11 protein-coding genes are annotated in these 12,698 nt (G+C 66.1%); 8 read left to right on the forward strand and 3 right to left on the reverse strand.

Annotation, left to right across the window (positions count from 1 at the left end; all coding sequences use genetic code 11):
• The first annotated feature begins 309 nt into the window (after positions 1-309).
• The 6 genes from hutU to AC1DX2_RS07845 all read left to right on the forward strand — a co-directional run bounded on the left by hutU (position 310) and on the right by AC1DX2_RS07845 (position 6,698).
• The gene (hutU, locus tag AC1DX2_RS07820; protein WP_477195774.1) at positions 310-2,013 is read left to right on the forward strand and encodes a urocanate hydratase; all 1,704 of its coding nucleotides are present in this window, start codon (positions 310-312) and stop codon (positions 2,011-2,013) included.
• A 60-nt stretch (positions 2,014-2,073) separates the two neighbouring features.
• Positions 2,074-3,663, forward strand: coding sequence for a histidine ammonia-lyase (hutH, locus tag AC1DX2_RS07825; RefSeq protein ID WP_477195775.1), 1,590 nt, complete (start codon positions 2,074-2,076; stop codon positions 3,661-3,663).
• A gap of 76 nt (positions 3,664-3,739) precedes the next feature.
• Complete coding sequence (locus tag AC1DX2_RS07830) at positions 3,740-4,696, forward strand: ABC transporter substrate-binding protein (protein WP_477195776.1); 957 nt, start codon at positions 3,740-3,742, stop codon at positions 4,694-4,696.
• A 19-nt stretch (positions 4,697-4,715) separates the two neighbouring features.
• Entirely contained in the window at positions 4,716-5,495 is a 780-nt protein-coding gene (locus AC1DX2_RS07835) for an ABC transporter permease (RefSeq protein ID WP_477195777.1), read from the forward strand.
• A 5-nt stretch (positions 5,496-5,500) separates the two neighbouring features.
• Positions 5,501-6,298, forward strand: a complete 798-nt coding sequence (locus AC1DX2_RS07840; RefSeq protein WP_477195778.1) for an ABC transporter ATP-binding protein — start codon at positions 5,501-5,503, stop codon at positions 6,296-6,298.
• A 196-nt stretch (positions 6,299-6,494) separates the two neighbouring features.
• Entirely contained in the window at positions 6,495-6,698 is a 204-nt protein-coding gene (locus AC1DX2_RS07845; protein WP_477195779.1) for a hypothetical protein, read from the forward strand.
• A 58-nt stretch (positions 6,699-6,756) separates the two neighbouring features.
• On the opposite strand, the gene AC1DX2_RS07850 is transcribed toward AC1DX2_RS07845, so the two are convergent.
• The gene (locus tag AC1DX2_RS07850) at positions 6,757-7,230 is read right to left on the reverse strand and encodes a PaaI family thioesterase (protein WP_477195780.1); all 474 of its coding nucleotides are present in this window, start codon (positions 7,228-7,230) and stop codon (positions 6,757-6,759) included.
• A 411-nt stretch (positions 7,231-7,641) separates the two neighbouring features.
• Complete coding sequence (gene clpB, locus AC1DX2_RS07855) at positions 7,642-10,245, reverse strand: ATP-dependent chaperone ClpB (RefSeq protein ID WP_477195781.1); 2,604 nt, start codon at positions 10,243-10,245, stop codon at positions 7,642-7,644.
• Between the two features lie 131 nt (positions 10,246-10,376).
• On the opposite strand from clpB, the gene AC1DX2_RS07860 reads away from it, so the two are divergent.
• A complete protein-coding gene (locus AC1DX2_RS07860; protein ID WP_477195782.1) occupies positions 10,377-10,937 on the forward strand; it encodes a hypothetical protein in 561 nt (186 codons plus the stop codon).
• An 18-nt stretch (positions 10,938-10,955) separates the two neighbouring features.
• On the opposite strand, the gene AC1DX2_RS07865 is transcribed toward AC1DX2_RS07860, so the two are convergent.
• A complete protein-coding gene (locus AC1DX2_RS07865; protein ID WP_477195783.1) occupies positions 10,956-11,447 on the reverse strand; it encodes a molybdenum cofactor biosynthesis protein MoaE in 492 nt (163 codons plus the stop codon).
• A 327-nt stretch (positions 11,448-11,774) separates the two neighbouring features.
• Between AC1DX2_RS07865 and dapA the strand changes: the two genes are divergently transcribed.
• Complete coding sequence (gene dapA, locus AC1DX2_RS07870) at positions 11,775-12,683, forward strand: 4-hydroxy-tetrahydrodipicolinate synthase (protein WP_477195784.1); 909 nt, start codon at positions 11,775-11,777, stop codon at positions 12,681-12,683.
• Positions 12,684-12,698 lie beyond the last annotated feature (15 nt).

The raw sequence follows: 12,698 nt of genomic DNA on the forward strand, positions 1-12,698 counted from the left end.
GGCACCCAGCCTGGCCGTCGTCGCGCGCCTTGAKTGGCGCTGTTTTAACCCCATTCCCTCCGGGTCGCGGCCAAAAATGCGGCCAAAAAGGCCATGGGCCGCGTTGCGAAGCCTTGCCGGGGAAATACCCCGGCGGCGTTTCGCGCCTTGCCCATAGCCTTTTTGATCCGCAACGCATCTTGCAAAAATAGTGTGTACAGGCCCTGTACTTTACCCGAGTTGACTTAAGTTGTATAGACAACTATGATGCGCCGGAATCGACCAGCACCCGTCGATGCCCGACTGCCATTTGCGATGAAGGAGCGCGCCATGTCCGACCTTTCCCAGACCCCCTTCCTGGACAGCCAGCCGCGCACCGTGCGCGCCCCGCGCGGTAGCGAACTGCACTGCGCCAACTGGCAGATCGAGGCGGCCTACCGCATGGTCCAGAACAACCTGGACCCGGAGGTGGCCGAGAACCCGCTGGCGCTGGTGGTCTATGGCGGCATCGGCAAGGCGGCTCGCAACTGGCCGTGCTTTGACGCCATCCTGGACAGCCTGCGCAAGCTGCAAGCCGACGAGACGCTGCTGGTGCAGTCCGGCAAGCCGGTGGGCGTGTTCCGCACGCACGAAGGCGCGCCGCGCGTGCTGATCGCGAACTCGAATCTTGTTCCTAAATGGGCCACCTGGGAACACTTCAACGAACTGGACCGCGCGGGCCTGATGATGTACGGCCAAATGACTGCTGGCAGCTGGATCTATATCGGCACGCAGGGCATCGTGCAGGGCACCTACGAGACGTTTGTGGAAGCCGGCCGTCAGCACTACGGCGGTGACCTGTCGGGCCGCTGGGTGTTGACCGCCGGGCTGGGTGGCATGGGCGGCGCCCAGCCGCTGGCTGCCAGCTTTGCCGGCGCCTGCTCGCTGAACATCGAGTGCCAGCAGTCGCGCATCGATTTCCGCCTGCGCACCCGCTATGTGGACAAGCAGGCCGCCACGCTGGATGAGGCGCTGGCCATGATCCAACATCACACATCGCGCAAGGAAGCCGTCTCCATCGCGCTGTGCGCCAACGCCGCCGACGTGCTGCCCGAGTTGGCCCGGCGCGCCCAGGCCGGCGGTCCGCGGCCGGACATCGTCACCGACCAGACTTCGGCACACGACATCATCAACGGCTACCTGCCCGCCGGCTGGAGCGTGGAACGCTGGCAGGCTGCGCAGAGCGATGCCGCGCAGCACGCGGAACTGACGCAGGCCGCAGGCGAGTCTTGCGCCGCCCATGTGCGCGCCATGCTGGCCTTCCACCAGATGGGCGTGCCCACTGTGGACTACGGCAACAACCTGCGCCAGGTGGCCAAGGACTTTGGCGTGGCCAACGCCTTCGATTACCCCGGTTTCGTGCCGGCCTACATCCGCCCGCTGTTCTGTCGCGGCGTAGGCCCGTTCCGCTGGGTGGCGCTGAGCGGCGACCCGGAAGACATTCGCAAGACCGACGCCAAGATGAAGGAGCTGTTCCCCGACAACACGCACCTGCACCGCTGGCTGGACATGGCGCAAGAGCGCATCAGCTTCCAGGGCCTGCCAGCGCGCATTTGCTGGATCGGCCTGGGCGAGCGCCATCTTGCCGGCCTGGCCTTCAACGCCATGGTGAAAAGCGGTGAGCTGAAAGGCCCCATCGTCATCGGCCGCGACCACCTGGACAGCGGCTCGGTGGCCTCGCCCAACCGCGAGACCGAGGCCATGCGCGACGGCAGCGACGCCGTCAGCGACTGGCCGCTGCTCAACGCGCTGCTGAACACCGCCAGCGGCGCCACCTGGGTCAGCCTGCACCATGGCGGCGGCGTAGGCATGGGTTATTCGCAGCATGCCGGCGTGGTGATCGTGGCCGACGGCACCGCCGACGCAGCACAGAAACTGGAGCGCGTGCTTTTCAACGACCCCGCCACCGGTGTGATGCGCCATGCCGATGCCGGCTACGACATCGCCAAGCAAAGCGCCAAGGACAACCACCTGAAGCTGCCCATGCTGGGCTGAGCGCCTCGCACTCCCCCCGCCTTCCTTTTTTCATTGTCTGCACAGCCCGTTCCCCCGTTCATGAGCCAGAGCCCCGCCGCATCCACCGAAACCCTGATCCCCGGCCAATTGACGCTGTCGCAGCTTCGGCAGGTGTTCAAAGGGCCTGTCGCCGTTCGGCTGGACCCTGCCTGCCAGGCCGCGGTGCGCGCCAGCGCCGAACTGGTGCAGCGCGTGGCCAGCGGCGAGGCAGCGGTCTACGGCGTCAACACCGGCTTTGGCAAGCTGGCCAGCCAGCGCATTGCCGCCGATGACCTGGCCACGCTGCAACTGAACCTGCTGCGCTCGCACGCGGTGGGCGTGGGCGAGCCGCTGCCGGCGTCCGTCGTGCGGCTGATCCTGGTGCTGAAGGCAGCCAGCCTGGCGCGCGGTTTTTCCGGCATACGCGCAGAAGTCATTGACCTGCTGCTGGCGCTGTGCAACGCGCAACTGCTGCCGGTCATCCCAGCCCAAGGCTCGGTGGGCGCCTCGGGCGACCTGGCGCCGCTGGCCCACCTGTGCCTGCCGCTGGTGGGCGAAGGCGAGGTGCTCTGGCAAGGCCGGCGCCTGCCCGCCGCAGAGGGCCTGGCGCTGGCCGGGCTGAAGCCGGTGCAACTGTCGGCCAAGGAAGGGCTGGCGCTGATCAACGGCACGCAGGTCTCGACCGCGCTGGCGCTGGACGCGCTGTTCAGCACCGAGCGGGTGTTCGAAGCGGCGGTGATCGCCGGCGCCTTGACGCTGGACGCCGCGCGCGGCAGCGATGGCCCCTTCGACCCGCGCATCCACGCCGTGCGTGGCCAGCCCGGCCAGATGGAATGCGCCGCCGCCTACCGCGCGCTGCTGGCCGGCAGCGCCATACGCCAGTCGCACCTGGAGGGTGACGACCGCGTGCAGGACCCGTATTGCCTGCGCTGCCAGCCGCAGGTGATGGGCGCCTGCCTGGACCAGATGCGCTACGCCACCCAGGTGCTGCTGCGCGAGGCCAATGCCGTCACCGACAACCCGCTGGTGTTCGCCGGCCTACCGCAGGGGCCTTCAAATGCTGAAGGCAACCTGCTCTCCGGCGGCAACTTCCACGCCGAGCCCGTGGCGCTGGCCGCCGACGCGCTGGCGGTGGTGATCGCCGAGGTCGGCGCCATTGCCGAGCGCCGCATCGCCATGCTGGTGGACACCTCGGTGTCGCGGCTACCGCCTTTCCTGACGCCCGAGCCGGGGCTCAATTCGGGTTTCATGATCGTGCACGTGACGGCCGCCGCGCTGGCCTCCGAGAACAAATCGCTGGCCCACCCGGCCAGCGTGGACAGCCTGCCCACCTCGGCCAATCAGGAAGACCATGTGTCCATGGCCACCTTTGCCGCGCGCCGGCTGCGCCCCATGCTGGGCAACACCGCCCACATCATCGCCATCGAGCTGCTGGCCGCCGCCCAGGGCATAGAGTTTTTGCGCCCGCTGACCAGCTCGGCGCCGATGGAGGCGGTGATGCAACTGGTGCGCGGCCAGTCCGCCGCGATGATGCACGACCGCAGCCTGGCACGCGATATGCAAGCCATGCAAACCTGTGTGCTGGACGGCACGGTGGGCGACGCGATTGAGACGCGCACCACCGAGTTGCTGGCCCTGCACCTGGGGTAAGCCGTATTGGCAAGTCACCATGATTTGTTAGTGTTGTTGTTCCTCGCCTTCACATTCACCACCAGGAGAAAAAAGCATGACGTTCACCCAGAAATCCCTTGTCGCATCGCTGCTGGCGCTGGCCTTTGCCGGCGCTGCCCAGGCCCAGGAGGTCAAGGTCGCCATCGGCATTTCCGGCTGGACCGGCTTCGCGCCACTGACGCTGGCCAAGGAAGCCGGCATCTTCAAGAAGCAGGGCCTGGACGTGACGATCAAGAAGATTCCGCAGAAAGACCGCCACCTGGTGCTGGCCTCGGGTGACATCCAGTGCGCCGCCACCACGGTGGAGACCTGGATCGTCTGGAACGCCAACGGCGTGCCGGCGACACAGATCTTCCAGCTGGACAAGAGCTACGGCGCCGACGGCATGGTGGTCAAGGCCGGCATCAACAAGATCAGCGACCTGAAGGGCAAGACCGTGGCCGCCAGCGCCCCCGGCACCGCGCCCTACTTCACGCTGGCCTGGATGCTGAAGAAGAACGGCCTGTCCATCAAGGACGTGAAGGTGGTCAACCTGGAGCCGCAGGCCGCCGCCAACGCCTTTGTGGCCGGCACCACCGACCTGGACGCCGGCATGACGTACGAGCCCTACCTGTCTGCCGTGCGCGCCAAGCCCGAGGCCGGCAAGATCATCGCCACCACGCTGGACTACCCGATGGTGATGGACACCTTCGGCTGCAGCCCGAAGTTCCTGACCGACAACCCCAAGGCCGCCAAGGCGCTGGCCGACGCCTACTTCGACGCGCTGGAGATGATCAAGGCGGACCCGAAGAAGAGCTTCGAGATCATGGGCGCGGACGTCAAATCCACCGGCGAGCAGTTCGAGAAGAGCCAGGCCTACCTGCGCTGGCAGGACCGCGCAGCCAACCTGAAGTTCTTCGCCGGTGAGCACGCCGCCTTCAGCAAGGAAGCCGCCGACCTGTTGCTGGAAGCCGGCATCATCAAGCAGGCCCCCGACCTGACCAAGCTGGCCGACACCCGCTTCCTGAAGTAAACCGCCCGGCACACCACGCATGACACCCTTGCAACCGGTGGGTGCCCAGGCCCGGGTGGGGCTGGGCATTGCCTTCTTCGTCGTCTTCGTGCTGGTCTGGGGTGCGGCCACACTGGGTGGCTTTGTCTCCAAGACCTTCCTGGCCGACCCCATCACCATGGTCAAGTCCGGCTGGGTGCTGCTGACCCAGATGGGTTTTGGCTGGGACATCGGCTGGACGGTGTGGCGCGTGGTGGGCGGCTTTGCCATCGCCGCCATCGTGGCCCTGCCGCTGGGCGTGGCCATGGGCGCCTACAAACCGGTGGAGGCGTTCTTCGAGCCCTTCGTCAGCTTCGCGCGCTACCTGCCGGCCAGCGCCTTCATCCCGCTGCTGATCCTGTGGGCCGGCATTGGCGAGGCGCAGAAACTGGCGGTGATCTTCATTGGCAGCTTCTTCCAGCTGGTGCTGATGATCGCGGTGGCGGTGGGCAACACCCGGCGCGACCTGGTGGAAGCCGCCTACACGCTGGGCTGCGGCAACGCCGGCATCGTGCGCCGGGTGCTGATACGCAGCGCCGCGCCGGAGATCTGTGAGATCCTGCGCACCGTGCTGGGCTGGGCCTGGACCTATGTGATCGTGGCCGAGCTGATAGGCGCCTCCAGCGGCATAGGCCACATGATCACCGACAGCCAGGCGCTGCTGGCCACCGACCAGATCATTTTTGGCATCATCGTCATCGGCCTGATAGGGCTGGCCAGCGATCTCGGCTTCAAATGGCTCAATCGACGGATGTTCCCGTGGGCTCTGCTGGGGCGCTGACACCAATGACCCAACCGATATTGCGCATAGAGCAAGTCTCCCGCAGCTTCGCCAGTGCCGGCAACAGCACCACGCCCACCGTGGCCTTGCAGCAGACCGACATGCAGGTGGCAGAGAACGACTTCGTCACCATCCTGGGCCCCTCGGGCTGCGGCAAGAGCACGCTGCTGCGCATTGTGGCCGGGCTGGACCAGCCCAGCTCCGGGCAGGTGATGCTGGACGGCAAACGCATCCAGGGCCCCGGCGCAGACCGGGGCATGGTGTTCCAGAGCTACACGCTGTTTCCGTGGCTGACCGTGCGCGACAACGTCTGCTTCGGCCTGCGCGAGCGCGGCCTGCCGCGCGCCCAGCAACTGGAGATCGCGCAGGACTTCCTGCACAAGGTGGGCCTGAACGGCTTTGAGCACCACTACCCCAAGCAGTTGTCCGGCGGCATGCAGCAGCGCACGGCCATCGCCCGCGCGCTGGCCAATGACCCGCGCATTTTGCTGATGGACGAGCCCTTCGGCGCGCTGGACCACCAGACCCGCGAGCTGATGCAGGAGCTGCTGCTGGGCGTGTGGGAGGGGCAGCGCAAGACCGTGCTGTTCGTCACCCACGACATCGACGAGGCCGTGTTCATGGGCAGCCGCGTGGTGGTGATGAGCGCCCGGCCCGGCCGCATCAAATGCGACATCATGGTGCCGCTGGAGCACCCGCGCCACTATGCGGTGAAGACCACGCCGCCCTTCGTGGAGCTGAAAGCGCGGCTGACCGAGGAAATCCGTATCGAAGTGCGCCGCGCGGCGGCCCAGCAGGCCTGAAACCGGCCTGCACAGGCCTCATTGGGGGCCTGTTGCGCCATTTCTTGCGCCCATTCGTCCGGTTTTTCCGGCGTTTGCGCGGACATTTCCGCAGTTCGTCACATCCCGCGTGCAAGGTGGCAAGGGCCTCACTACAGTCTCTCCTAACGCAGCCCGAAACGGCTTTTCCACTCAAGGTCAATCAGGAGAGATCATCATGTTCAACGCCAACAACCAAGCTTCCAAGTTCGCCGGTTTCGCCGCCGCCCTGCTGATGGCCGCTGGCATCAACGGTGCCGTGATGGTGGGCTTCAGCCAGGTCGCCACCGAAGGCGCCAAGAGCTCGGCCCAGTACAGCGCCTCGCAGCACGTTGCCCGCGTGACGCTGCCTACCGTCACCATCACGGCCTCCCGCGCCTAACCCTGAAGCCAGCAGCCGGGCTCTGGCCAGCGCCATCGGGCGCGGGCCGAGAACCTGGTTAACGCAGCTTCAGCGGATCGCGGTTGGCGCCATCGCCAATCAATGGCCCCATCTTGAAGATGCCGCTGAAGCGCAAGGCCACCTCGCCATCGGCGGTGACCAGCCCCTGGCCAAACAGCATGTTGCGTGTGGTCCGCAGCACCTGGGCCTCCCCTTGCACCCAAGCCCCCAAGGGCGCAGCACCCACATAGTCGATGTTCAGGCTGATGGTGGGCAAAAAGCGGCGCAGCATGTCCGACTGGTACATGCTGGCACAGGGAATCAGCATGTCGGCAAACGACGCCATCATGCCGCCGTGGCAGATCTGCAGCGGGTTGGTGTGCCGCATCTCCACCCGAAAGCCCATCAGCAGCCGGCCCCCTTCCAGCTTCGCGTACAGCGGCCCGTTGAAGCTCATGTAAGGCCCGCCCACCTCGATGGGGCGAAAACCGGCGGGAATGTCTGGTTGCGTGGTGTCAGCAGAAGTCGTCACGAGGATGGGCAGGAAATGCGAGGACTGCATCCTACCCCGGCGTGGCCACTGCAGCGGTCGAATCCGCGACAGTACAACGCCCGATAGCCGGAGACGCTGGGGCGACGATCTTGTAGCTGCCGACGCCACTGGTGCGCGTGGCTACGCGAATGTCCCCCGGGCCTGCGGCCCTCCTCCTTGATTTCGCTCCGCCACACGCCCCAGCGACATCGGACACGTTGGCATGCGCGGCGCTGGAACGCCCACCACGTAGGCAAGATCAGGTCGATGCGGCATTCGGCGCAGCGGCATCAAGGAGGAGGCCGCAGGCCGGGGGACAGCCGCGGAGCCGAGTGCCGTGTCGGCCTGATCCCGCGAGGACTCAACGCTCCGAGGACCAAACACTCGTGAGGACTCAACGCCCGCGAGAACTCAGTGCACCACCCGCTCAAAGCTGAACTGACCCGGCGCGTGGATGGTGTCCACCTCCACCGGGATCACGTCCTTGGGCGCGAACTTGCCTTCCAGCAGCAGCTTCGAGAGCGGGTTCTCGATGCGCTGCTGGATCGCGCGCTTCAACGGCCGGGCGCCGAACACCGGGTCGAAGCCCACCTTGGCCAGCTCGGCCAGTGCGGCTTTGGACACCTCCAGCGTCAGGTCCATCTTGGCCAGCCGGTCCGTCAGCGCCTTCAGCTGGATGGCGGCGATGGCTTCGATGTTGCGGGCATCCAGCGAATGGAACACCACGGTCTCGTCGATGCGGTTCAGGAACTCCGGGCGGAAGTAGTTCTTCAACTCGGCCATCACCGCGTCCTTGATGTCGTCGCTGTCCTGGCCCACCATGCTCTGGATGATGGGTGAGCCAATGTTGCTGGTCATCACGATCACGGTGTTCTTGAAATCCACGGTGCGACCCTGGCCATCCGTCAGCCGGCCGTCGTCCAGCACCTGCAGCAGCACGTTGAAGACATCCGGGTGGGCTTTTTCCACCTCGTCCAGCAGCAGCACGCTGTAGGGCTTGCGACGCACCGCTTCGGTCAGGTAGCCGCCCTCCTCGTAGCCCACGTAGCCAGGGGGCGCGCCGATCAGCCGCGCCACCGAGTGCTTCTCCATGAATTCACTCATGTCCACGCGTATCAGGTGGTCTTCAGAGTCGAACAAGAAGCCTGCCAGCGCCTTGCACAGCTCGGTCTTGCCCACGCCGGTGGGGCCCAGGAACAGGAAGGAGCCGGTGGGCCGGTTCGGGTCCGACAGGCCAGAGCGTGAACGGCGGATGGCGTTGGCCACGGCGGTGATGGCCTCGTCCTGGCCCACCACGCGCTGGTGCAGCTTGTCTTCCATCACCAGCAGCTTGTCGCGCTCGCCCTGCATCAGCTTGGACACCGGGATGCCGGTGGCCCGCGCCACCACCTCGGCAATTTCCTCGGCACCCACCTGGGTGCGCAGCAGCCTGGGCGCGGTGCCAGCGGCACCCTTCTTGGCTTCCTTGGTCTGGGCTTCCTTCAGCTGTTTTTCCAGTTCGGGCAACTTGCCATATTGCAACTCGGCCAGTTTGTTGAAATCGCCCTTGCGCGTCAGGTCTTCGATCTGCGCCTTGTACTTCTCGATTTCCTCCATGATGACCTTGGAGCCCTGGGCCTGCGCCTTTTCGGCTTTCCAGACCTCATCCAGGTCGGCAATTTCCTTCTGCAGCTTGGCGATCTCTTCCTCGATCAGGCCAAACCGCTTGCGCGAGGCCTCATCCTTCTCGCGGCGAACGGCTTCGCGCTCGATCTGCAGCTGGATCAGCCGGCGGTCCAGCTTGTCCATCACCTCGGGCTTGGAATCCAGCTCGATCTTGATCTTGGAGGCCGCCTCGTCGATCAGGTCGATCGCCTTGTCCGGCAGGAAGCGGTCGGTGATGTAGCGGTGGCTCAGTTCGGCCGCGGCCACGATGGCCGGGTCGGTGATCTGCACGCCGTGGTGCGTCTCGTAGCGCGCCTGCAGGCCGCGCAGGATGGCGATGGTGGCCTCCACCGTGGGCTCGCCGACCAGGATTTTCTGGAAGCGGCGCTCCAGCGCGGCGTCTTTCTCGATGTATTTACGGTACTCGTCCAGCGTGGTGGCGCCCACGCAGTGCAGCTCGCCACGCGCCAGAGCGGGCTTGAGCATGTTGCCGGCGTCCATCGCGCCCTCGGCCTTGCCGGCACCCACCATGGTGTGCAGCTCGTCGATGAAGACGATGGTCTGCCCTTCGTCCTTGGCCAGTTCGGACAGCACGGTTTTCAGCCGCTCTTCAAACTCGCCGCGGAACTTGGCACCGGCCAAGAGCGAGGCCATGTCCAGTGACAGCACCCGCTTGCCCTTCAGGGAATCGGGCACTTCGCCGTCCACAATGCGCTGGGCCAGGCCTTCAACGATGGCGGTCTTGCCCACGCCAGGTTCGCCAATCAGCACCGGGTTGTTCTTGGTGCGCCGCTGCAGCACCTGGATGGCGCGGCGGATTTCATCGTCACGGCCAATCACCGGGTCCAGCTTGCCCTGGCGGGCGCGCTCGGTCAGGTCCAGGCAGTATTTCTTCAGTGCCTCGCGCTGGCCTTCGGAATCGGCACTGTTGACGTTTTGACCGCCACGCACCGCTTCGATAGCGGTTTCCAATGACTTGCGCGTCAGCCCGTGCTCTTTCACCAGCTTGCCGATGTCGCCCTTGCTGTCGGCGGCGGCCAGCAGGAACAGTTCGCTGGCGACGAACTGGTCGCCGCGCTTGATGGCGTCCTTCTCGGCCGCCTGCAGCAGCGTGACGGCGTCGCGCCCCACTTGCACCTGCTCCTGGCCCTGCACCTGCGGCAGGCGCTTCATCGCCGCCTCGGCGGCGGTGGCCAGCGCGCTGACATTGACGCCGGCGCGCGCCAGCAAGGCCTTGGGGCCGTCGTCCTGCCGCAGCATGGCCAGCAGGATGTGCACCGGCTCGATGTAGGCGTGGTCATTGCCCAGGGCCAGCGATTGGGCGTCGCCCAGGGCTTCCTGGAATTTGGTGGTGAGTTTGTCTATGCGCATGGCGGCTATCCTTTGAACTGTCACGAAACTGAGGCCAGTGGCCCGGTTTTCAAGGCATTTTGGACCTGGACATGGCCAAACGGTGCGCTCTGACCCGGTTGGCAGTGACCATGCTTGATTAAAATCAAGGCATGCAGGTCAAGCAGCTTTCCCTACGCCACATTGCCGAACAGGACCGCCTGCTGGTGCGCATGAACAATGCCGAAGGCGAGGAATACCGCCTGTGGCTGACGCGGCGCATGCTGGCCATCGTGCTGCCGCATCTGGACCGGGTGCTGTCCCAGACCACAGCGGGCGCCAGCGAATTGCCTCAGGACGAAGCCGGCAAGAAGATGCTGAACGACTTCCGCCAGGAAGCGGTGCTGCAGCAGGCCGACTTTGCCACCCCCTTCAATGCCCAGCCGGTCGCCCTGCCGCTGGGCCAGGAGCCGTTGCTGGTCACCCACACCCAGTTCGCCGCTGCGGCAGGTGGCGCGCTGGACATCATGTTCGAGGAAATCCTGCCCGGCCAGGCCACGCCGCGCGGCTTCACCGTGCGTCTGGAATACCAGCTGCTGGTGGGCATGATGCGCTTGCTGGACAAGGCGCTGGACGCCGCCGACTGGGCTGTCGATGGCCACGGCAAGGCGTCACAGCCAACCCCCGCCGATGCGGCCGAGGCGCTGGCCCAGCCGCCCAAATACCTGAACTGAGACCGGCTGGCAGCCGCCTCAGGCGTTGCTGGCGGTAATGCCCCACCGAGCCAGCGCCTGGTCGTCGCTGACGCGGGCATCCACCCAGTGCGCGCCCTGCGGCGTCTGCTCCTTTTTCCAGAACGGCGCCTGGGTTTTCAGGTAGTCCATCAGGAATTCGCAGGCCTGAAAGCTCTCGCCCCGGTGCGCGGAGCTGACCGCCACCAGCACGATCTGGTCCATGGGCAGCAGCGGCCCCACCCGGTGCACCACGCGGGCGGCGTAGATGTCGAAGCGGCGCAGCGCCTCGTCCACCATGGCCTCGATGGCGCGTTCCGTCATGCCGGGGTAGTGCTCCAGCTCCAGCGCCTGCACGGACGCGGCGCCGTCGCCCTGGTTGGGGTGGCGGTCGCGCACCGTGCCCACAAAGCTGCACACCGCGCCCACCCGGGCGTCACCCGCGCGCAGTGCCGCCACCTCGTCCGCCAGGTTGAAGTCTTCGGTGCAGATGCGTACGCGTGGACCGGTCATGTAGCGATTTTGCCACTGGGCCCCAGCCGGGCGGGCCGGGTAGCCCCACTGGGCGCATCGGCATGGGCTAAGATGCTGTCATGACTGCCCGCCACACGCTCCCCCACCCACAGGCCCTGCGGCCCGGTGTGGCTGCCGTGCTGCGTGCCGTCAAGTGCAAAAAACCCAAGCTCATTTGACCGGGGCTGCGGTTCCGTCGTCGAATGAGCGATGGAGCCGTGCAAGTGACCGTGATCCGGTCCCCTCCCCTTGACGAACCCCATCTGCTGAAACGGCGACGGCTTGTTAGCCGGTCTTGTCGTTTTCATACAGATTGGATTTGTCACCATGGCTTTTGCGCAACCCAATTTTTCGGGCCTGTGGATTCCGCTGATCACCCCGTTTACCGCTGACGAGGGCATTGACTTTGCCGCGCTGAAACGCCTGGTGAAGCACTACCAGGGCAGCGGCATTGCCGGCCTGGTGGTCTGCGGCTCCACCGGCGAAGCCGCCGCCCTGGATGATGACGAGCAGCAAGCCGTGCTGGGCGCCGTGCGTGAGGCCGCACCCGGCCTGCCCTTGGTGATGGGCGTCAGCGGCTACCACCTGGGCAAGACGGCCCAGCGCATGCGGGCCTGGAGCAGCCAGGGCGTGCAAGGCATTCTGCTGCCTGCCCCCAGCTACATACGGCCGGCCCAGGCCGGGCTGCTGCAATGGTTCACCCGGCTGGCCGATGCCAGCACGGTGCCGGTCATCGTCTACGACATTCCCTACCGCACCGGCGCCAGGCTGGAGTTGGAGACGCTGCTGACGCTGGCCGCCCACCCCAACATTCGCGCCATCAAGGACTGTGGCGGCGACGCCGCCAAGACCCAGGCGCTGATTGCCGATGGTCGGCTGCAGGTGCTGTGCGGTGAGGACGCGTTGATCTACAGCACGCTGGCCCAGGGCGGGCACGGCGCCATCGCAGCGGCGGCGCACCTGCACACCGGGCGCTTCGTCAAGGTGCTGCGCCACTTGCGCGCCGGTGAGCTGACACAGGCCCATGCGCTGTGGCAGCCGCTGTTGCCGTTGGTGCAAGGCCTGTTCGCCGAACCCAACCCGGCGCCGCTGAAGGCGCTGATGGCGCGGCTGGGCCTGCTGGGCAACACCCTGCGCAGCCCGATGACGCCGGCCTCGGCAGCCTTGGAAGAAGAGGTGTACAGGCTCCACCAGGCTCTGCTGCCCGCGCCGGTGCAGGTGCCTGAACCAGCCTGAACTGGGCCCGGCAGA

It is taken from the genome of Hylemonella sp. P2_B10 (genome assembly GCF_056404875.1).